The sequence below is a fragment of the Phycicoccus jejuensis genome (assembly GCF_044797865.1).
Classification (GTDB): domain Bacteria; phylum Actinomycetota; class Actinomycetes; order Actinomycetales; family Dermatophilaceae; genus Phycicoccus; species Phycicoccus jejuensis.
In genome coordinates this window covers 2,874,922-2,896,158 of sequence record NZ_CP085209.1, presented here as the reverse complement: position 1 = coordinate 2,896,158, position 21,237 = coordinate 2,874,922, and the positions used below count along the sequence as shown (strand labels likewise).

The 21,237-nt window shown below is 74.3% G+C and carries 17 protein-coding genes; 13 read left to right on the top strand and 4 right to left on the bottom strand.

What is annotated here, in order from left to right; translation table 11 throughout:
- The first annotated feature begins 16 nt into the window (after window positions 1-16).
- The 3 genes from LG324_RS13760 (at window position 17) to LG324_RS13750 (ending at window position 7,998) form a co-directional block, all read left to right on the top strand.
- Complete coding sequence (locus tag LG324_RS13760) at window positions 17-6,382, top strand: Ig-like domain-containing protein (RefSeq protein ID WP_404348749.1); 6,366 nt, start codon at window positions 17-19, stop codon at window positions 6,380-6,382.
- Window positions 6,383-6,469: 87 nt separating this feature from the next.
- Window positions 6,470-6,718 (top strand): hypothetical protein, encoded by a 249-nt coding sequence (locus LG324_RS13755; protein WP_030528942.1) that lies wholly within the window; start codon window positions 6,470-6,472, stop codon window positions 6,716-6,718.
- Window positions 6,719-6,741: 23 nt separating this feature from the next.
- Entirely contained in the window at window positions 6,742-7,998 is a 1,257-nt protein-coding gene (locus LG324_RS13750; RefSeq protein ID WP_404348746.1) for a hypothetical protein, read from the top strand.
- Here the strand turns inward: LG324_RS13750 and LG324_RS13745 are convergent.
- Both LG324_RS13745 and LG324_RS13740 read right to left on the bottom strand, forming a co-directional pair.
- Entirely contained in the window at window positions 7,955-9,337 is a 1,383-nt protein-coding gene (locus tag LG324_RS13745; RefSeq protein ID WP_404348744.1) for a hypothetical protein, read from the bottom strand. The two genes, LG324_RS13750 and LG324_RS13745, sit on opposite strands and share 44 nt — an antisense overlap.
- Window positions 9,330-11,120, bottom strand: a complete 1,791-nt coding sequence (locus tag LG324_RS13740) for an AMP-dependent synthetase/ligase (protein ID WP_404348742.1) — start codon at window positions 11,118-11,120, stop codon at window positions 9,330-9,332. The genes LG324_RS13745 and LG324_RS13740 overlap by 8 nt, the downstream gene beginning before the upstream one ends.
- A 74-nt stretch (window positions 11,121-11,194) precedes the next feature.
- On the opposite strand from LG324_RS13740, the gene LG324_RS13735 reads away from it, so the two are divergent.
- From LG324_RS13735 to LG324_RS13720, 4 genes are read left to right on the top strand one after another with little or no spacing between them, the layout of a single operon-like run.
- Window positions 11,195-11,638 carry an SRPBCC family protein gene (locus LG324_RS13735; RefSeq protein WP_030528946.1) on the top strand — a complete coding sequence of 148 codons (444 nt, stop codon included), beginning with the start codon at window positions 11,195-11,197 and terminating at the stop codon, window positions 11,636-11,638.
- An 8-nt stretch (window positions 11,639-11,646) separates the two neighbouring features.
- Window positions 11,647-12,000: a hypothetical protein gene (locus LG324_RS13730; protein ID WP_404348740.1), complete on the top strand. Its 354-nt coding sequence runs from the start codon at window positions 11,647-11,649 to the stop codon at window positions 11,998-12,000.
- On the top strand, window positions 11,993-13,033 hold the full coding sequence (locus LG324_RS13725; RefSeq protein WP_211251020.1) for an ROK family glucokinase: 1,041 nt from the start codon (window positions 11,993-11,995) through the stop codon (window positions 13,031-13,033). The genes LG324_RS13730 and LG324_RS13725 overlap by 8 nt, the downstream gene beginning before the upstream one ends.
- A gap of 9 nt (window positions 13,034-13,042) precedes the next feature.
- A complete protein-coding gene (locus LG324_RS13720; RefSeq protein WP_404348736.1) occupies window positions 13,043-13,726 on the top strand; it encodes an endonuclease/exonuclease/phosphatase family protein in 684 nt (227 codons plus the stop codon).
- Between the two features lie 9 nt (window positions 13,727-13,735).
- Here the strand turns inward: LG324_RS13720 and LG324_RS13715 are convergent, their stop codons facing one another.
- Window positions 13,736-14,281, bottom strand: coding sequence for a hypothetical protein (locus LG324_RS13715; RefSeq protein ID WP_404348734.1), 546 nt, complete (start codon window positions 14,279-14,281; stop codon window positions 13,736-13,738).
- Between the two features lie 144 nt (window positions 14,282-14,425).
- On the opposite strand from LG324_RS13715, the gene LG324_RS13710 reads away from it, so the two are divergent.
- The 6 genes from LG324_RS13710 to LG324_RS13685 all read left to right on the top strand — a co-directional run bounded on the left by LG324_RS13710 (window position 14,426) and on the right by LG324_RS13685 (window position 19,993).
- The gene (locus tag LG324_RS13710; RefSeq protein ID WP_030528951.1) at window positions 14,426-15,232 is read left to right on the top strand and encodes a 1-acyl-sn-glycerol-3-phosphate acyltransferase; all 807 of its coding nucleotides are present in this window, start codon (window positions 14,426-14,428) and stop codon (window positions 15,230-15,232) included.
- Between the two features lie 7 nt (window positions 15,233-15,239).
- Window positions 15,240-16,421, top strand: coding sequence for a MacS family sensor histidine kinase (macS, locus tag LG324_RS13705; protein ID WP_404348732.1), 1,182 nt, complete (start codon window positions 15,240-15,242; stop codon window positions 16,419-16,421).
- Window positions 16,418-17,119, top strand: coding sequence for a response regulator (locus LG324_RS13700; protein WP_404348730.1), 702 nt, complete (start codon window positions 16,418-16,420; stop codon window positions 17,117-17,119). The genes macS and LG324_RS13700 overlap by 4 nt, the downstream gene beginning before the upstream one ends.
- A gap of 70 nt (window positions 17,120-17,189) precedes the next feature.
- The gene (locus LG324_RS13695) at window positions 17,190-18,542 is read left to right on the top strand and encodes a class II 3-deoxy-7-phosphoheptulonate synthase (protein ID WP_404348728.1); all 1,353 of its coding nucleotides are present in this window, start codon (window positions 17,190-17,192) and stop codon (window positions 18,540-18,542) included.
- Between the two features lie 8 nt (window positions 18,543-18,550).
- A complete protein-coding gene (locus LG324_RS13690) occupies window positions 18,551-19,597 on the top strand; it encodes a threonine aldolase family protein (protein WP_404348726.1) in 1,047 nt (348 codons plus the stop codon).
- 63 nt (window positions 19,598-19,660) lie between these two features.
- Window positions 19,661-19,993 carry a hypothetical protein gene (locus tag LG324_RS13685; RefSeq protein ID WP_157577636.1) on the top strand — a complete coding sequence of 111 codons (333 nt, stop codon included), beginning with the start codon at window positions 19,661-19,663 and terminating at the stop codon, window positions 19,991-19,993.
- A gap of 314 nt (window positions 19,994-20,307) precedes the next feature.
- On the opposite strand, the gene LG324_RS13680 is transcribed toward LG324_RS13685, so the two are convergent.
- Complete coding sequence (locus LG324_RS13680) at window positions 20,308-21,237, bottom strand: DMT family transporter (RefSeq protein ID WP_404348724.1); 930 nt, start codon at window positions 21,235-21,237, stop codon at window positions 20,308-20,310.

Sequence of the window (21,237 nt, the reverse complement as noted above, 5' to 3'; positions counted from 1 at the left end):
CACGAGGGAGGCAGCAGTGGCACGTGGCGGTGGCGCACGCGCGCGGAGCCGGCAGACCCGTCGCCGCCTCGCGAGCCTGCTCGCCGTCGTCCTCGTCGCCTCCGGCCTCGGGTACGCCGCGGTCGCGAGCGACGGCACCACGGTCCACGAGGCCGACCTCAACGACGCCGGTGTCTGGGTCAGCTCCGGAGCCCAGGCGAAGTACGCGAAGGCCAACGTGCCGATCGGCCAGCTCGACACCGGCATCGCCACCGACGCGGCGCCCGGCGCCGGGCTCGACCTCCTCCAGGACGGTGCCGTCGTCCTCGGCCTCGACACCGGCACCGGCGAGCTCTCCGCCCTCGACGTGGCCGCCTCCACGGCCGGCGACGCGGTCGCCGTCGTGCCCGGCCCGGGTCGCGGCACGGCGAAGGGCTTCCGCCCGAGCCCGGTCGACCTGCGCGGCGGCACCCTCGCGCTCCTGGACCCCGCGAGCGGCAAGGTCTGGGGCCAGCGGGTCGACCCTCGCAGCGGCACGACGGAGTTCCCCGGCGTGGCGGCCGGCGCCAAGCCGCTCGCGACGGTCGGGCGCCAGGCGGCGCTCGCCGTGGGGCTCGACGGCGCGATCCACGTCGTCTCCGGCGCCGACGGCAAGGTCACGACCCTCGCGCCCACGGCCGCCGGGGGCTTCTCGCGCCCCGTCGTCACGCCGACCGCCCTGCGGTCCCCGTCGCCGGACGTCACGGCCGTGGGCCCCCGCTGGGTCGCGTACGACCCGGCGTCGGACCGGGTCTTCACCGCCGACGAGCGGGACGGCGTCGACGCGCAGGTGACGACGGACGGGGCCCGGTCGGCGGCGCTGCAGGTGCCGGGCCCGGACGCCGACACGGTCGTCGTCGAGTCCTCGGCCCGGGCGACGCAGGTGCCGCTCGACGGTGGCCTCTCGCCGGGCGGCGTCGTCGTCGGCGAGCGGGTGAACCGCGTCCCCGGGGCCACGCTGCTCAGCCGCCCGGTCGTCCTCGGCGGCTGCGTCCACGCGGCGTGGGCGGAGGAGGGTCGCGTCTTCTACGGGGCCAACTGCGGGCGCACCGGCGACGAGCAGACGGCCACGCTGCCCGCCGACGGCGAGCAGCCGACCCGCGACGGCGTGGCGCTGCGGGTCAACCGCGGCCTCGTCGTCCTCAACGACCTCGACAACGGCGGGGTCTGGGACCTCGAGGACAAGCCGACGAAGATCGACAACTGGGACGCGCTGACGCCGCCGACGCGCCAGGACGACAAGAACCAGAAGAAGGACGAGAACCTCGTCGACGAGGCCGCCGCACAGCAGCCGCCCAAGGCCGTCCCCGACGCCCAGACGGTGCGCCCCGGCCGGGTGAGCAAGCTGCACGTCCTCGACAACGACACCGACGTCGCCGGGTCCGTGCTCGCGATCGACCAGCGCGACGTGACGCCCCCGACCCTCCGGGGCGCGGCGGCCACCGTGTCGGCCGACGGGCAGGCCGTCGACCTGTCGGTGCCCGCGGGGACCGAGGGCCAGCAGCTCGAGTTCTCGTACAAGGTCAACAACGGCAAGGTCACCTCCAAGGGAGCGGCCCGCGTCTCCGTGCGGGTCGTCGGCGACGAGGTCAACTCCGCGCCGACCCTGCGGCCCGGTGGCGCCCAGCTCACCCAGCGGCGCTACCCGGTCATCGCGGGCAAGCGCCTGTCGGTGCCGGTCCTCGCCGACTGGCGCGACCCCGAGAACGACACGCTGGCCGCCCGCGCGGACGCCGAGGGAGCCGTCGTCGACGGCGCGGGGCGGGTGACGCTCACCGCTCCGGTGGAGGAGGGGCGCCAGCCGATCGGCTACGTCGTCACCGACGGCCGCGGTGGGTCCACGAAGGGCACCGTCGAGGCCCAGGTGCTCGGCACCGGGCCTGAGGTGCGCTTCGAGCCCCCCACCACGCAGCCGGATGCCGTGCGCGGCGTCGTCGGCAAGCCGCTGCAGGTCGAGCCGCTGGGCAACGACATCGCCGGCGCCGACCCCGGGGAGCCCGACGCGTCGCTGCGGCTGCGCTCCGAGGTCCGGCCGGTCGGTCCGCTCCAGGTCGACACCGACCTCGCGACCGGCACCGTCACGGTCACCGGCAACGCCCCCGGGACGTTCGAGCTCAGCTACTCCGCGGTCACCGGCGCCGGCGCCGCGCCCGGCCGCCTCCGCGTCGACCTCACCGCCCCGCCCGAGGGCGCTCCGCCGGTCGCGGTGCCGGACACCGCGACCCTCCACGACCAGGCGCCCGCCCTCGTCGACGTCCTCGCCAACGACTACTCGCCGCGTGGGGACGTGCTGGTCACCGCGGCCGCGTCGCCCGCGGACGGCTCCGGCTGGCTGCGCGCCTCCATCTACCAGGGTCGCTGGCTGCGCCTGGAGGCCGCGGAGCCCGCACCCCTCGACGCGGGGACCGGGCGTCGCGGCACCATCCGCTACACCGTGAGCGACGGCACGCAGCGCACCAGCGGAGAGGTGTCGGTGCTCCAGCAGCCCCCCGCCGACGACGCCGTCCCGCTCGTCGAGGACGACACCGCGACGGTGCGCGAGGGCGACACGGTGAGCATCCCGGTGCTGGACAACGACACGATGGCCGACGGCATCCCGCTGCGCCTGGACCCCGAGTCGGTGAAGGTCGTGAGCAAGGGGGACGCCCAGCGCGCCTTCGCCTCCGGCAACGTCGTGCGCTACGTGCCCGAGGCCCGCGGCCTGCGGGCGCCGAAGTTCGTGACGATCGAGTACGCCGCGTACGCCGAGGGAGCGAAGGGTCGGGCGCAGACCGCACGAGCGCGGGTGCAGGTCAACCCTCTTCCCACCAAGCAGCAGGTCAATCAGTCGCCCGTGGCTCGCAGCTTCACCGCGACCGTGACGGCGGGCGACCCGCTGACGATGACCATCCCGACCTTCGGCGTCGACCCCGACGGCGACAGCGTCACCCTGACCGGGGTCGTGGGCGCCGACGACGGCCCGGTCGACCTCGCGCTGGGCCGGGTCGTGGGGGTCGGGCCGACGACGATCCGGTATGAGTCCTTCCCGCTCGCCGCAGGGACCGAGGTCATCACGTACGAGGTGCGCGACCGCTTCGGCGCGACGAGCCGCGCGTTCGTGCGGGTCGGCGTGGTGCAGCCGGGCGACCCGCAGCCGCCCGTCGCCGTCGACGACGAGGTGTTCGCAGCGCCGGGCAAGACGGTCACCGTCAAGCCGCTCGTCAACGACCTCATCGCCCGCGGCGACGTCGTCGAGGTCGACACCGAGTCGCTCAACCCGGCGGATGCCCTGCGCGCCTGGCGCGTCGACGAGGACCACACGGTGCGGACCAAGGTCCCGGACGACACCGCCCGCGTGCACCAGCTGGCGTACGGCATCAGCGACGGCCTGTACGACCCGTCCCGCGCGAGCATCCTCGTCCGGCCCGTCGCGGGGTACAAGAACCCGCCGGTGGCCAACGACGACGTCGCGGCGCCGAAGCCGGGGGAGACCTCGACGGTGGTCGACGCGCTGGCCAACGACACCGACGTCGACTCCGACCCCGCCACGCTGCGGGTCAAGGAGGTCCTCTCCCCGGACGCGCAGGTCACGCCGGACGGTCGGGTCAGCGTCAAGATCCTCGACCACGCCTACTCGGTGCCCTACGTCATCGTCGACGAGGACAACGAGGAGGCGATGGCGCTCATCCACGTCCCGACCGGCGCCAACGGGCAGCCGTTCGTCGTGGCCGGCTCGCTCATCACGATGGACCCCGACTCGTCCAAGACCGTCAACCTGGGCGACTACGTGCGCTCCCCGCGCGGCCGGGTGGTGTCGGTGACGACGGCCTCGACGGTCTCGGCCTCCCCGGCGGAGAACCTCTCGGTCAGCCTCACCGACAACCGGACCCTGCAGCTGACCTCCTCCAACGGGTATGTCGGCCCGGCCGCGGTGATGCTCGAGGTGACCGACCAGAGCGCGGTGGACCAGAAGGACTTCGGCACGGCGTACGTGTCGGTGCCGGTGCAGGTCGGGCCGCTGGTGCCGCTGCTGCGCTGCCCCGACGGCGCCGTCACGGTCACCGCGGGCGGCCTGGACCGCACGGTCGACATCCCGACGGTCTGCCACGCCTGGCTCCCGGTCGGCATGACCCTCGACGACGTCGAGTTCTCCGCTCGCTGGCGGGAGGAGCCGGACGCGGACCTGCGCGTCGACGGTGCGGGCAACCGCCGCCTGACGCTCCACGCGGACGGGGACGCCCGCAGCAGCAACGGCACCATCGAGGTCTCGGCGCCCGGTCTGCGCGAGCCCTCGACGATCGCCGTGCGGGTCATCGGCCGTGCCGACACCGCGGGGGCCGACGGCACCGACAGCACCTCGCCCGAGGACCCGCTGCCGCCGGCACGCGTGCGACCGGTGACGGTCGACGGCCTCGAGGCCGGCCAGTCCCGCACCGTCGACCTGCGTCCCTACCTGGACTCGCCGCTGCCGCAGCCCGAGTGCACCGTCACCGCCGCGTCCGTCGAGCAGGGGAGCGGCCTGACCGTGGCCCGCTCCGGATGCTCCGTCACGCTGACCGCCGGCGACCGGCCCTCGCAGAAGGCCGCGGTCGCCGTGACCCTCAGCGACGGCCCGAAGCGCAGCGCGCGCGGGCGCATCACGGTGACCCTCCTCGGCCGTCCCGACCCGCCGCGTCGCGTGCAGGCGGTCGCCGACCGCGACGCCGGCGGCCAGGCCCGCGTCGCGTGGCTGCCCCCCACCTACGACGGCGGAGCCACCATCACCTCGTACGTCGTCCGCTGGGCCGGCGGCTCGTCCGGCAGCACGACGTGCACCGCCTCGCCGTGCACGGTCCAGGGACTGACGAACGGCAAGGACTACAGGTTCACCGTCGCGGCCGTCAACGGTGTGGGAGAGGGCGACCCGTCCGAAGCGAGCGCCGCCGTCCGCCCCGACACGCTGCCGCGGGCGGTGACCGGCGTGCGGATGGTCGACCGCGGCGACGGTCGCCTCACCATCGCGTGGGACCAGCCGGTCAACGAGGGCAGCGCCCTGCGCAAGTACGTCGTCCGCCTGATCTCCTCGACCGGCCAGACCACGACGCAGAACGTCGTCGTGCCGCGGCGGCAGGCCACCGTCACGGGCCTGGACAACATGGCGGAGCAGGACGTCCAGGTCCAGGCGTGGAACGAGCTCGGCGCGGGTCCGTTCGGACCCGCCGTCTCGATGCAGTCCGCCGGCACCCCGCCCGCGCTGCCGGCCCCGAAGATCGCGGCGAGCGGCCCCGGCCCGGCGAAGGACTCGGCGACGTTGACCGTCTCGTGGGAGCAGGGCAGCCCCAACGGGCCGCCGACGACCGGCTACACGCTCTACCAGTCCGTCGACGGCGGCGGGTGGACCGTCGCCGCGCGCACCGGGGCCGGTGACCGCAGCGCGAGCGTCGTCATCCCCTACGACGGGCGCCAGTACCGGTACACGGCGACCCTGACCAACGGTGCCGACCTCGAGGGGCCCAAGTCGAACGCGTCGTCGTTCACGTCGGTCGGACAGCCGTCGACCCCTAAGGATGTTCGGGCTTCAACCCCTGATGACGACCAACGAATCGAAGTAACGTTCAGTATTGGCGAGCCTCGATCGGGATCATTCACTGCTTTTCGATGGAGCGGAGGCGGTAAGTCAGGAACGGTGAATTGTGCGCGCAGATGTGCTCCGGGGACAGTGGAGTCATTCACCACGTCGATCTACGCGACCGCGGGCACGACAGAGAACAGAAAGTTCAACATTCGTGTCTGGACCGTAAACTCCATGTCGCAGTCCGAGCCGGGTACCTCCAACGGGGTTAGGCCTTTCGGTGCGACTCCCGTACCGAGCCGGCCCAGAGGAGAACTGAATGGCGGGGACATTGTGTGGTCTTGGGCTAATGACACTAACGGTCGGAGTATCGAGCAGGTCAAATTCTCAATCGATGGCCGGGAGACCGGCTGGCGCCAGGTTACGGACACCTTCCGAGATAAGGATGTGTCCTTCGGAGGACATACATTCAGGGTGAAGGCTCGGGTAACCGAGGGTGACACCTCATACGACTCCCCTTGGTCGGATGAGGGATCGGTAACCCGGCCGCGACCCAAGACGGTCGAGGTCCTCAAGGGCAGCACGTGCAACGAGCGCTCGTGCGCCACCGGCAACGGCTCCTGCACGAGCGCCGGCTGTCGCTGGATCGCCGTGCGGACCTCGGGGCTCGGCGGCTCGGTCACGTGCAGCTTCTCGGTCGACGGCCGCTCGGTCAGCGGGTGGCGCAACCTGACCATGGGCGGCAACGCGACGAAGGAGAGCGACAACTTCTACGGCGGGACAGGGACGGTCACGGCCTCGTGCGGAGGCACGAGCGGCAGCCTGCGCTGGTAGCGCCGGCCGATCCCCACCGGGGACGGCGGTGCCCTGTCGGTGGTCACCCCTAGCGTCGTTCACGACAACGAGGACGAGGTGAGACGCATGACCCGTGACGACGTGATGACCATCGACTGCCGCACCTGCCCGGTGCGCGAGCTGCACTGCGACGACTGCATGGTGCCCGTGCTCCTGAGCATCACCGGCACGCGCACCGACGGCGCCCTCGACGCCGAGGAGCGGGCCGTCGTGACCCGGCTCGTCCGCGCCGGCCTCGTCGACGCCGAGACCGCCGCCACCGTGCGGGCCACGGTCGAGCCCGGGGCCGCCCACGGGAGCCGCGCCGTCGGCTGAGCCGTTCTCCGTACGATGACGCGGTGCCCGCCCACCGCCCGTCCCGCCCGCTGACGGCGGCGGTCGTCGGGCTGGTGCTCCTGGCCGGCTGCAGCGGGGGCGACGCGTCGCCACCCCGGGTCGCACCGCGGACCGCGACCCCGACCGGCTCTCCCGAGGTCGACACCGCCTCGGCCACCGCCACCGCCCTGGACGAGCTCCTCGCGCGCCGCGACGCCGCCGTCCTCGACGGTGACCGGGACGCGTTCCGCGCCACCGTCGCCGACCCCGACGGTGCCGCCGGCCGCGCCCAGCTGGCCGCCTTCGACGCCACCCGCGCGCTGCGCCCGGACCGCCTCGCCCACGACGTCGTCGCACCCGTCGACGACCCCTCCGCCGTCGACGTCGGGGTCCGCTACCGCCTTGCGGGCCTCGACCGCGGTGACCGGACGGCCCGCACCCGCTACGGCGTCGTGCGGGACGGCGACCGCTGGCTCGTCGCGTCCGAGGCCTCCGCCCCCGGGGCCCAGGCGCCGCCGTGGACGGCGATGCCGGGCCTCACCGTCCGACGCACGACGCACGCCGTCGTCGCCGGCACCCTGCCGTCCGCCGACCTCGACGCCGCCGGCCGGACGGTCGACGACGCGCTGCCGGGTCTGGCCCGCCGCTGGTCACGCACCCCGGGCCGAGTGCTCGTCCTCGCCCCGGCGACGGTGGCCGAGGGCGAGGCGCTCCTCGGTGCGGCCGCGGACGACGGGGTGGGCGCGAGCACCGACGGCCCGACGGGCGAGGACGGTCGGGCCACGGGCGACCGCGTCGTGCTCGACCCCTCGGCGCACGCGCGCCTGACCCGGACCGGGCGCGCCGTCGTCCTCACCCACGAGCTGGCGCACGTCGCCGTCCGCGCCACGCTGCCGGGCGCCCTGCCCACGTGGCTCTCGGAGGGCTACGCCGACCACGTCGGGTACGCCGGGGCCGACGTCCCCGTCACGGACCTGCTCGCGCCGCTGACCGCCGCCGTCCGGGCCGGCGCCGCACCCCGGGACCTCCCGGACGCGGCCGCCTTCGCCGCCGGTGGGTCGCTCGAGGTCACCTACCTCGCCGCGTGGCAGGCCGTCGAGCTCCTCGCCGACCGGCGGGGCGAGGCCGGCCTGGACCGGCTGCTGCGGGCCTGTGCCTCCACCGGCGGTGAGCAGGCTGCCGAACGCATCTGCGACACCGCCCTGCCGGAGGTCGCGGGGCTCGACCGTCAGGCGCTCACGCGGCTGTGGCGTCAGCGCCTCGACGACCTCGCGCGCTGAGCGCGTCCGGGTCGCCGCGCCCGGCTGCGTCGTCGTCGGCCCCGGAGGGCACGAGGACCGACGCCAGCACGAGCGCCGCCACCAGCCAGAACTGGTTGTAGAACGCCTGCTTGTTGACGAGGTTCGCGACGGCGAGCACGAGCGCGGCCCAGCGCAGCACCTCGCCGACCGGGGGCCGGCGCCGCCACACGGCCCACATCGCGCCGCCGACCGCGGCGAGCATCGCGAGCCCGGTGACGGCGAACGGCAGCGCCACGCCGTGGACGTTGAGGAAGTACAGGTACCAGGTGTTGGCGAACCGGATCGGGTGGAAGGTGAGCAGGGTCGTCACGGTGTCGTCGACGAACGCCGCCGGGTCGGCCACGAGCCACGGCAGGACGAGGACGCCCGCGAGGCCGCCGGTGGCGAGAGTGCGCCGCCAGCCGAACGGCTGCCACACGAGGAGCACCGGGGCGACGAGGGCGAGGTGCTGCTTGCTCGCGCAGGCCAGGGCGAGCGGCACGACGGCCCACCAGGCGTGCCCGCGGCGGACGAGCGCGGCCCACCAGACGAGGAGGGCGGCGAGCACGGGCTCGGTCCAGGCCTGGTCGACCTGGGTGATGGTGCCCGGCGCGACGACGAGCACCGCGGCCGCGGCCGCCGCCCGCGCCCGGCCCGAGGGCGTGCCGCCGGCGAGGTACCAGAGACCGGCCAGCAGCACCAGGGTCCAGACGAGCATCATCCAGCGCACGTCGCCGGCGACCCAGCGCCCCGGCGCGGTGAGGACCATCATCCACGGCAGGTACGTGAAGTGGTCCTGCACACCGGGGGAGCCGCTCCACTGCGCCGTGTAGACGTTGCCGAGGCGGGCCGAGACGTCGGCGCCCTGCTGGAGGATGACCCACACGTCGATCTTCGGTGCACGGTCCCCGAGCACCGCGACCGAGGCGAGCACGGTGTGGGTCAGGGCGGCCCCGCCCAGCACCGCGGGCGGACCCCACGGCGCGCGGACGAGGAGCAGGCCGGCGAGCGCCACGCCGCCCACCGCGACGACGGCGAGCGCCGCCGTCAGCCACCCGCCGCGCAGGTACGAGAACAGCGGGACGGTGAGCGTGAGCACGACCGAGCCCAGGACGAGCACCGGTGCGAGCCACCGGGGCAGGGGCACCTCGACCCGGCGGACGAGCCACCACGCGAGCAGCGCCGTCCCCGCCGTGAGGACGAGGAGGATCGGTACCCGGAAGCGCACGACGCTCCACTGCGCGACCCCGAACCAGGCGAGCCAGGCGACGGCGAGGACGACAGCGGGTGCCGCCGCCCGCACTCCCGGCGCGGGGCGCCCGGCCGCGGGCTCAGCCACCGTAGAGCGCGTCGACCTCGTCGCCGAAGTCGCGCATCACCACGTTGCGCTTGAGCTTGAGCGACGGCGTGAGGTGGCCCGACTCCTCCGTGAAGTCGGCGTCGAGGACGACGAACTTGCGGATCGACTCCGCCTTGGAGACAGCGGTGTTCGCGTCGTCGACGGCCCGCTGGATCTCTGCCTGGATGCGCGGGTCGTCCTTCGCCTTCGAGAACGGCAGGTCGTCGAGCCCGTGGTTCGCGGCCCAGGCGGGGTACATCTCCTCGTCGAGCGTCACGAGCGCGCCGATGAACGGCTTGCCGTCGCCGACGACGATGCACTGGCTGACGAGCGGGTGTGCCCGCAGGCGGTCCTCGAGGACGGCGGGCGCGACGTTCTTGCCGCCGGCCGTCACGAGGATCTCCTTCTTGCGGCCCGTGATCCGCAGGTAGCCCTTCTCGTCGAGCTCGCCGATGTCGCCGGTGTGGAACCACCCGTCGCGCACCGACTCCTTCGTCGCGTCGTCGTTGCCGCGGTAGGTGCGGAAGACGTTGACCCCCTTGATGCAGATCTCGCCGTCGTCGGCGATCTTGAGGTCGACGCCCGGCAGCGGCGGACCGACCGTGCCGATGCGCATCGCGTCGGGGAGGTTGACGCACGCCGGGGCGGTGGTCTCGGTCAGGCCGTAGCCCTCGAGGATCGAGACGCCGATGCCGCGGAAGAAGTGCCCCAGCCGCGTCCCGAGCGGCGCGCCGCCCGAGACGGCGTACTGCACCCGGCCGCCCATCGCGTCGCGCAGCTTGGCGTACACGAGCTTGTCGAAGACGGCGTGCTTGACGCGCAGCCCGAGCGGGACCGAGCCGGTGTCGAGCGCCTCGGACCAGGCGATGGCGGTTGCGGCCGCTCCGGCGAAGATCTTGCCCTTGCCGCCGGCCTCCGCCTTGGCCTCGGCGCTGTTGTAGACCTTCTCGAACACCCGCGGCACGGCGAGGATGAAGGTCGGCCGGAACGACGCGAAGTCGTCCATCAGCGTCTTGAGGTCCGACGAGTGGCCCATCCGCACACCGGCGGTCACCGCGAGCACCTCGATGAAGCGCGCGAAGACGTGGGCGAGCGGGAGGAAGAGGAGGGTCGAGGCGCCGTCGGCCTTGACGACCGCCGCGATCTGCTCGGCGGTGTTCTCGGCGAGGGTGAGGAAGTTGCCGTGCGTCAGCTCGACGCCCTTGGGGCGACCGGTCGTGCCCGAGGTGTAGATGACGGTGGCGAGCGAGTCGCGGTCCATCCCCGTGCGGCGCTCGACCAGCTCGCGGTCCTCGACGTCGGCCCCGTCGCGGCTCAGCGTGTCGACGTCGCCGTGGTCGAGCACCCAGACGTGCGCGAGGCCGGGCAGGCGCCCACGGACCCGCTCGATCGCCGCGAGGTGGGACTCGGACTCGACGAGCACGCCGACCGCGCCGGAGTCGCCGAGGATCCACTCGACCTGGTCGGGGGAGGAGGTCTCGTAGATGGGGACGGGCACGGCGCCGGCGGCCCAGAGGGCGAAGTCGGCGAGGGTCCACTCGTACCGGGTGCGGCTCATGATCCCCACGACGTCGCCGACCCCGATGCCGGCGGCGAGGAACCCCTTGGCGAGCGCCGCGACCTCCGCGGCGAACGTCGCGCTCGTGACGTCGGTCCACCCCGCGCCGGAGCGGACCGAGAACGCCACCCGCCCGGGACGGTCCGCCGCCAGACGGGCCGGGAGGTCTCCCAGCGTGCCCTCGTTCGTCGCGGGCAGGACGAGGGGCGTGAAGGTCTCGTGCACCGTCGGACTCCTTCGGTCTCGGGTGGGGAAGCCCCCCAACTCTAGGCCCCGGCCTACGGGTAGCCTGCGGTGCCATGGCCGACCGCACCCGTTCCTCCACCGAGATCGCCGCCTCCCCGGGCGAGGTGCTCGACGTCATCGCGGCGTTCGAGGACTACCCCGAGTGGGCCGAGCAGGTCAAGGCGTGCTCGGTCCTCACCGAGGACGGCGACGGCTGGGCCGACCAGGTCGAGTTCACCCTCGACGCGGGCGCGATCAAGGACCAGTACGTGCTCGAGTACGACTGGGCGGTCGCCGAGGACGGCACCGGCGTGATCTCGTGGCACCTCGTGCGCGCCTCGCTGCTCAAGGGCCTCACCGGCAGCTACACCCTCGAGGCCGTCGGCGCCGGCACCCGGGTCACCTACGACCTCGAGGTCGACCTCACCATCCCGATGATCGGGATGCTCAAGCGCAAGGCCGAGAAGCTCATCATCGACGCCGCGCTCAGCGAGCTGAAGAAGCGCGTCGAGGGCTGATCGCCACGATGACCGCGCAGCGCTGGCACGAGGACGTCGGGAGCGTCGCCGAGGAGGCCGGGCGCCTCCTCGAGAGCCTGCGCCGCGCCGGTCGCGACTCCGCGGCGGGCGCCGGAGCCACCGGAGCGCCGGCCGCGGACGACACCCGCACCGACCCGCCTGCCGCCGAGACGTTCTCGTGCGACGACCCGGTGTGCCAGTGGTGCCCGGTGTGCCGGGCCTCGGCCTTCGTCCGCCAGCTCAGTCCCGAGACGCTCGGAACGCTCGCCGAGCTGGCAGGTTTCGCCGCCGCCGTCCTCGGTGACCTCGCCTCCGCCCGCGGGCGGGCCCACGACGACCAGCAGGGAGGCGACCGTGGCTGAGGGACCCCTCGCGGTCGGTGTCGACATCGGCGGCACCAAGGTGGCCGCCGGCCTCGTCGACGGCAGCGGCGCCGTGCTGCGCCGCACCCGCCGCGACACCCCGCACCGCTCGACGAGCCCGCGGGTCGTCGAGGACACCATCGTCTCCGCGGTCGAGGAGCTGCTCGGCGCGGGCAGCGAGGAGGTCGTGGCCGTCGGCATCGGCGCCGCGGGCTTCGTCGCCGCCGACCGCGCGACCGTCGTCTTCGCCCCGCACCTCTCGTGGCGCAACGAGCCGCTGCGCGCGGCCCTCGGCGAGCGGCTCGCGATGCCGATCTTCGTCGACAACGACGCCAACGCCTCGGTGTGGGCCGAGCACCGCTTCGGCGCCGGCCGCGGCGAGAGCCACCTCGTCATGGTCAACCTCGGCACCGGCATCGGCGGCGGCATCGTCCTCGACGGCCGGGTCGTGCGCGGCCGCTTCGGCATCGCGGGCGAGTTCGGGCACATGCAGGTCGTGCCGGACGGCATCCGCTGCGAGTGCGGCAACCGCGGGTGCTGGGAGCAGTACGCCTCCGGCAACGCGCTGGTCCGCGAGGCGCGCGCCCTGATGTCGGCCGGCAGCCCGGTCGTCTCGGACCTCTTCGAGCGCGTGGGCGGTGACCCCAGCGAGCTGACCGGTCCGCTCGTCACCGAGGCCGCGCGCGACGGCGACGCGCTGGCCCGTGAGCTGCTCGGCGAGATCGGCCGCTGGCTCGGGGTCGGGATGGCCGACCTCGCCGCGGCGCTCGACCCGGGCACCTTCGTCATCGGCGGCGGCGTGAGCGCGGCCGGCGAGCTCCTCCTCGGCCCGGCGCGCGAGGCCTTCCGGCGCCAGCTGACCGGCCGCGGCTACCGCCCGGAGGCGACGATCGTCGCCGCGCAGCTCGGCAACGAGGCGGGCCTCGTCGGGGCCGCGGACCTCGCGCGGGTCGGGGCGGCGGACCTCGCCTGGGCCGACGCGGCCGACCACGCGTCCGGTCCGGCAGCCGGCGACGCGCCGCCCGCCGGCTGACCGGACGCCGTGCCGGTCGAGCGGTTCCGGGTCGCGACGTACAACACGCGCGACTTCCTCGACGACCACCGGCTCGCCGCCCGGCTCGTGCGTGCCGTCGACCCCGACGTGCTCTGCCTCCAGGAGGTGCCCCGGCGCCTGCTCGCGCCGTGGCGGCTGCGGCGCTTCGCCGACGCCTGCGGGATGCGCTGGAGCGGCCGGCAGCGGGGGAGCGGCGGGACGACCGTGCTCACCGCCCCGCACGTCGAGCTGCTCGACGCGTCCCACCACCGCCTGCCGGTGCGCTGGCCCGACCGCACCCGGGGCTGGGCGCGGGCGACCGTCCGCCTGCCGGGCGGGCACGAGGTGACGGCCGTGTCGCTGCACCTGTCCCTGCGCGCGGCCGAGCGGGTGCGCCACGTCGAGGCGGTCCTCGCCGCGCTCGACGGGGTCGAGCCGCTCGTCGTCGCCGGCGACCTCAACGAGGGCGAGGACGGGGAGGCGTTCCGCCGGGTCGCGCAGCCGGACCGGCTCGGCGTCGCGGGCCCGCACGTCCCGACCTTCCCGGCGCGGTCACCGCGCAGCCGCCTCGACGTCCTCTTCGCGTCTCCCGGGCTGCGAGTCCTGCCCTTCCGCGAGGTCGCGGTCCCGGAGGCGGTGTGGGCGCGGGCGAGCGACCACCGCCCCGCCTGGGTCGACCTCGAGGTCGGCTGAGCCCGAGCGTCAGACGCGGGCGCCGTCGTCGCTGTCGTCGCGGTGGCGGGGTTGGCGCAGGACGAGCAGCGCGAAGCCGGCCAGCGAGAGCACGAGCCCGGCGACGAACCAGCGGGTGCTGTGGAAGGGCCGGGCCAGCGCGACGTAGAGCAGGCAGAGCGGCCCGGCGACGAGGCCGACGACCGCGCCCCAGAAGTGCAGGTCCTCCTGCGGGGGGAGCTCGACGGCGGGCGGGTCGTAGTGCTCGTCGTCGTCCGGATCCTCCGCGGCGGCCTCGGCGGGCTCGGGCGCAGGCTCGGCGGCGCGCCACGCGGAGGCGGGGACGACGACGTCGACCGGCGGGTTGACCCACGGCGGACGCGTCGCGGGCGGGGTCGGCGTCGACGCGGCGGGCTCGTCCGGGTCGTCCTGCGCGGGAGCGGCGTCCCGGGCCGTGGGGGTCTCGTCGACCTCGGGGTCGTCGGCCGAGGGGAGGGCCCCGTCCCACGCCGCCACGATGGACGCGAAGCGCTCGTCGACGTCGCGCTCGTCCATCTCGCCTGGCCGCTCGTTCACGGTCACTCCTGGGGGTCCGGGGCAGGGCATGATCTTCGCACGGCCTCCTGTGCGAGCGAAGGGGTCGCCCGTCGTCCGTGACGGGGGGAGCAACACCGCGGGGGTGCACTAGGCTTCCCGGCACAGACGCGGAAGGGTGGATCGGTGTTCTACTGGGTGCTGAAGACGGTCGTCCTGGGGCCGATCCTCCGCCTCCTGTTCCGGCCCTGGGTCGAGGGCGAGGAGAACATCCCCGAGGAGGGGGCCGCGATCTTCGCGAGCAACCACCTCTCCTTCAGCGACTCGATCTTCCTGCCGCTCGTCGTGCCGCGCCGGATGACCTTCCTCGCCAAGGCCGACTACTTCACCGGCGTCGGCCTCAAGGGCCGGCTCACGGCGGCGTTCTTCAAGGGCGTCGGCCAGCTGCCGATCGACCGCTCCGGCGGCCGGGCGAGCGAGGCCGCGCTCACCTCCGGCCTGCGTGTCCTGCACCGCGGCGAGATCCTCGGTCTCTACCCCGAGGGCACCCGCAGCCCCGACGGTCGCCTGTACAAGGGCCGCACCGGCGTCGCCCGGATGGCCCTCGAGGCCGGCGTCCCGGTCATCCCCGTCGCGATGATCGACACCGACAAGGCGCAGCCCACGGGCACGAAGGTCCCCAAGCTCGTGCGCATCGGCGTCCGGATCGGCGAGCCCCTCGACTTCTCGCGCTACGAGGGGATGGAGGGCGACCGCTTCGTCCTGCGCTCGGTCACCGACGAGATCATGTACGCGCTGATGGAGCTCTCCGGGCAGGAGTACGTCGACATGTACGCGACGGCGATGAAGGACCGCATCGCCCGCGAGAAGAAGAACAAGGCCAAGGAGGCCGCCGAGGCCGCCACCCCCGGGCGCGCCGCGACCGAGCTCGAGGCCGCGCTCGACGCCGAGGGGCTGGAGGGCGACGCCGGTCCGGAGCGTCGCGCGAGCTGAGGCGCACGTGGGAGTCCTCGGACCGCGCTCACCCCGCACCGGCCGCCGCGAGCCGGTCGTCGTCGAGGCCTTCCTGCGCGGGCTCGACGTCTTCCGCCCGATCGGCACCGCCTACGCGGCCTTCCTCGCGTGGACCCGCCGCGACGACATGGTCCGGCCATGGGTCGCCGTCCTCGTCATCGGCGTCCTCGCGGTGTGGTCGCTCGGGCTGCTGCTCTACCGGCGGCGCAGCCGGGTCGTCGTCGGGGTCGAGGTCGCCATCGCCGTCCTCGCCATCCTCGCGACGCCGCTCGCGGACGGGATGGACGCGGTCAGCGCCGGCCAGTACACGCTGCCGACCGTGTGGGCGGCCGGGTCGGTCGCGGGCAGCGCGGTCGTCGCCGGGGCCCGGGGCGGGCTGCTGTCAGCCCTCGTCATCGCCGCCGCCGACCTCGTCGAGATCGCCGGCCGCCCGACGCAGGCGACCGTGCACAACATCGTCATCCTCGTCCTCCTCGGCGGGCTCATCGGCCTCGCCGTCGACCTCGCCCGCTCCGGACTCGCCCGGGAGGAGCAGGTGCTGCTCGAGCGCGAGCGGCTGCGCGAGCGCGAGCGCATCGCCCGCGTCGTGCACGACGGCGTGCTGCAGTCCCTCGCGTGGATCCACCGCCGGGGCGTCGAGCTCGGCGGTCCGGCGCAGGAGCTCGCCGACCTCGCCGCCGACCAGGAGCGGGCGCTGCGCCGCTTCGTCTCGGGGGCGGGCGCACCGGGCGAGGCGCCCGTCGACCTCCACGGCGTCGAGGGCGCCGAGGTCGACCTGCGCCTGCTCGTCACCGCCCACGAGCGCCCCGGCGTCGGGGTGGCCGTGCCCGGCGACCCGCTGCTCGTCGACCCGCAGGTCGCCCACGAGCTGGACGCCGCGCTCTCGGCGGTCCTCGACAACGTCGAGCGGCACGCCGGTCCCGGGGCCCGCGCCTGGGTGCTCCTCGAGGGCGACGCGACCGGCGTCGAGCTGACCGTCCGTGACGACGGCGCGGGCGCCGAGCTCGCCGAGCTCGTGTCCGCCTCCTCCCGTGGCCGGCTGGGGGTCTCGTCGTCCATCCGCGGCCGGGTCGAGGACCTCGGCGGAACCGCCACGTGGACCACGCGTCCCGGGGCAGGATGCACCGTGCACCTCACCGTCCCGCGCCGAGCCCAGGAGCAGCCGTGACCGACGCCCCGACGACCCGGACGGACACCGCCCCCCGGGTGCTCGTCGCCGACGACCACCCGCTCTGGCTCTCCGCGCTCGAGCGCGACCTCGTGGCCCGCGGCGTGCAGGTCGTCGGCACCGCCGCGGACGGACCGGCGGCCGTGCGGCGCACCCGCGCGACGACCCCCGACGTCCTCGTCCTCGACCTCAACCTGCCGGGGATGCGCGGCGACGAGGTGTGCCGGGCCCTCGGCGACCTGCCGACGCGCGTGCTCATCCTCTCCGCGAGCGGCGAGCAGCAGGACGTCCTCGCGGCGATCAAGGCCGGTGCCACCGGTTACCTCGTGAAGTCGGCCTCGCCCGGCGAGATCCTCGACGCCGTGCTCGCGACGGCCCGCGGCGAGGCGGTCTTCACGCCGGGGCTCGCCGGGCTCGTCCTCGGGGAGTTCCGTCGGCTCGGCGCGGCGGAGGAGCCGACGGAGTCCGCGCCCGAGCGGCCCATCCCGCAGCTGACCGCCCGCGAGACCGAGATCCTGCGCCTCGTCGCGACGGGGATGACGAGCAAGGAGATCGCCGCGCAGCTCGTGCTGTCGCACCGGACGGTCCAGAACCACGTGCAGAACACCCTCGGCAAGCTGCACCTGCACAACCGCGTCGAGCTCGTCCGGTTCGCGCTCGCGCACGGCCTCGAGGACGAGGACCCCGCGGCCACCTGAGGCGTCGGGGGCCATCCGGCATCCGGGCCACGTGTCCCGGATGCCGGACGCGCACCTACCATTGACGCTCGTGAGCACGACCACCTCCTCCACGCCCCTCCAGCGGCTCGCCGCCGGTGCCGACCTCCCGGCTGCGCAGCAGCCGACCTGGCCCGACCGCGCCGCCCTCGACGAGGCCGTCGGGACGCTCGCGACCTATCCGCCGCTCGTGTTCGCGGGGGAGTGCGACGTCCTCAAGGCCCGGATGGGCGCCGTCTCGCGCGGCGAGGCGTTCGTACTCCAGGGCGGCGACTGCGCCGAGACCTTCACCTCGGCGACGGCCGACAACATCCGCGACCGGGTCAAGACGATCCTCCAGATGGCCGCCGTCCTCACCTACGGCGCGTCGGTGCCGGTCGTCAAGGTCGGGCGGATGGCCGGGCAGTACGCCAAGCCGCGCTCGAGCGACGAGGAGACCCGCGAGGGCGTGACCCTGCCGGCCTACCGCGGCGACATGGTCAACGACTACGAGTTCACCGCCGAGTCGCGCCGCCCGGACCCGATGCGCCTGGTCCGCGGGTACCACGCGAGCAGCGCGACGCTCAACCTCGTGCGCGCCTTCACGACCGGCGGCTTCGCCGACCTGCGCCACGTCCACGACTGGAACAAGGGCTTCGTCGCCAACGCGGCCAACGCCCGCTACGAGCACCTCGCCAAGGACATCGACAAGGCGATGCGCTTCATGTCGGCGTGCGGCGCCGACTTCGACGCGATGCGCACGACCGAGTTCTTCTCCGCGCACGAGGCGCTGCTGCTCGACTACGAGCGACCGATGACGCGCGTCGACTCGCGCACCGGCGAGCTCTACGACACCTCGGGCCACTTCATCTGGGTCGGCGAGCGCACCCGCGACCTCGGCGGCGCGCACATCGACTTCGTCTCGAAGGTCCGCAACCCGGTGGGCGTCAAGGTGTCCGCGGGCGCCGACGTCGACGACCTCCTGCGGATGATCGACGTCATCGACCCGCAGCGCGAGCCCGGCCGGCTGACCTTCATCACCCGGATGGGCGCCGGCCGCATCCGCGAGGCGCTGCCCTCCATCGTCGAGAAGGTCACGGCGTCCGGCGCGCAGGTCTCGTGGGTCTGCGACCCGATGCACGGCAACACGTTCTCGTCGGCGTCCGGGTTCAAGACCCGCGACTTCGACGACGTCGTCGACGAGGTGCGCGGCTTCTTCGAGGTCCACCAGGGCCTCGGGACGCACCCGGGCGGCATCCACGTCGAGCTGACCGGCAACGACGTCACCGAGTGCATCGGCGGGTCGGAGAAGATCCTCGACGCCGACCTCGGGACCCGGTACGAGTCGGTCTGCGACCCGCGCCTCAACCACCAGCAGAGCCTCGAGCTGGCGTTCCTCGTCGCCGAGATGCTCTCGCAGGACTGACCCGAGAGGTGGCCGCCATCCGCGCCGACCTGCTGTCCGACACCCTGACCCGACCGACCCCCGCCATGCGCGAGGCGATGGCCCGCGCCGACGTCGGCGACGACGTCTTCGGCGAGGACCCCACGGTCCGCGTCCTCGAGGAGAAGGTCGCCGGCCTGCTCGGCCACGAGGCGGGGCTGTACACCCCCACCGGGTCGATGGCCAACCAGCTCGGGCTGCGGCTGCACGTCGCACCGGGTCGCGAGCTCGTCGCCGACCAGCAGGCGCACGTCGTGCGCGCGGAGCTCGGTGCAGCAGCGGTGTTCTCGGGCATCACGAGCCGCACCTGGGCGAGCGAGCGCGGCCTGCTCGACCCGGCCGGCCCGATGTCGCTCGTGACGACCGGGGTCGGTCCCTACCAGGTCGAGACCTCGCTCGTCGTCGTCGAGAACACGCACAACTTCGGCGGCGGCACCGTCCAGCCGATCGGGGCTATCCGCGAGGTCCGTTCTGCCACAACGGCTCTCGGCGTGGCGATGCACCTCGACGGCGCGCGCCTCTGGAACGCCCACGTGGCGTCCGGGGTGGCGCTGGCCGACTACGGTCGCGAGTTCGACACCGTGTCGGTCTGCCTCTCCAAGGGCCTCGGCGCCCCCGTGGGCTCGGTCCTCGTCGGGTCCGCCGACGCGATGGCCGAGGCGCGCATCTGGCGCAAGCGCTACGGCGGCGGGATGCGCCAGGTGGGCATCCTCGCGGCCGCCGGCCTGCACGCCCTCGAGCACCACGTCGAGCGGCTCGCCGACGACCACGCCCGGGCACGCCGCTTCGCCGACGCCTGCGCCGAGGCGGTGCCCGGGGTCATCGACCCCGCCACCGTCGAGACCAACATCGTCGTCCTCGACGTCGGCGCGGCCGGGCTGACCTCGGCCGCGTTCGTCGAGGCGCTGCTCGCCCACGGCGTGCGGACGTACTCGGTCGGGCCGCGGGCCGTCCGCCTGGTCTGGCACCTCGACGTCGACGACGCCGGCACCGAGGCCGCCATCGCCGCGGCGCGCGAGGTGCTCACCGCGGCCTGACGCCTGGCACCCGGCGGAGGAACCCGGTTGTCGGCGGGCCTGGCACGGTGCCACCCTCGCAACGTGCGACCCGTGCCGACCCACCCGCCCTACGACCAGTTCCTCGCGACCGCCGAGTGGGTGGCCGACGCCCGGCCGGGGGTCGACCGGGAGATGGCCCGGGAGGTCTTCGGCGAGGCTGCGACCCTGCTGTACGACGGGCTGGTGATCGACGACCTCGACGAGCACGACGCGGGGCTCGTCGTCACCGGGCTGTGCCTCGACCTCGTCTCGCCCGACCCGGGAGCGGCGCTGCGCGAGCGCGCGCGGCGCGTCGGTGAGTCTCCGGGGGAGCACCACGACCCGGAGTCGGTGGCGCGCTGCTACGCCGTCTGCGTGCGGCTCTTCCAGCTCTGACCGGGGTCCCAGGCGTCGACCCCAACGGGGAGACGCCGGTGAGGTCGAACGCGGCGTCGTCGAACGCACCCACCACGGAGCGCAGCCGATCCGAGACGTCGAACAGCTCGGGGAGCTCGGCCTGGTGTCCTGCGAGTGTCGAGACGTCGTCCACGGAGCGACTGATCGCGGTCCGTACCTCCTCGGCGCGGGCCAGCAGGACCTGCCTGGCCTCGAGGCTCCACTGGTCCGGACCGTCGTCCACGGCACCCGTCTCGTCGTCCGTGCGACGACCGTACGTCGGCACGTCGCGACACCTCGACCCCCGGGTGGCGTCAGACGTCGTGGTGGAGCGCCTCGACGGGCGGGTCGTCCGCGGCGCTGGCCCCCCGGCGGCGCCGGCGGGCGAGCATCCCGCGCAGCTCGACGAGGTACATCGACGCCACGACGAGCCCGCCGCCGAGCAGCAGCCGGGGCGTGGCCGACTCGCCGCCGAGCAGCACCGCGAAGAACGCCGCGAACACCGGTTCCATCGCCATGACGATGGCGGCGCGTGTCGCCGTGAGGTGCGCCTGCGCCCAGGTCTGTGCCCAGAGGGCCGCCGCGCCGGCGACGAGGGCCATGTAGAGCACGGAGGCCCACTGGCCGCCGCCGGAGGGCGGGGTCAGACCGTCCGGGACCGCCCCCACCCCGCAGACGAGCGCGATGACGCCGGCCTGCACGGTCGCCAGTCCGACGGCGGCGGACGGGGTCGACCACCGGCCGAGGACGATGATGTGCCCGGCGTAGAGCACGGCCGACGCGAGCGTCACGCCCTCGCCGTACCCGACCGACAGCCCGCGCAGCGACAGCACGGCGAGGCCGACGGTCGTGAGGGCCACGGCGCTCCACGTGACGGCGTCGACGCGGTCGCGCAGGAGCAGCGCGCCGAGCACGGGCGTGAGGACGACGTAGGTGCCGGTGACGAACCCCGACACCGACGCGTCGGTGTGCGCGAGCCCGACGGTCTGCAGCACCTGTGCGAGGCCGTAGAGCACGCCGAGGGCGACCCCGAGGCGCAGGTCGGCGGGCGAGAGGGCCAGCGTCTGCCGCCGGAAGACGGCGAACATCACGACGGCCGCGATCGCGAAGCGCACCGCGAGGAAGTCGCTCGGCGGCACCGTCTCGACGAGGTCGCGGATGAGGAAGAAGGTCGAGCCCCAGACGGCCGTGACGAACAGCAGGAGCAGCGTCGCCGCGCGGGCGAGCCGGGGGGAGGTGGTCAC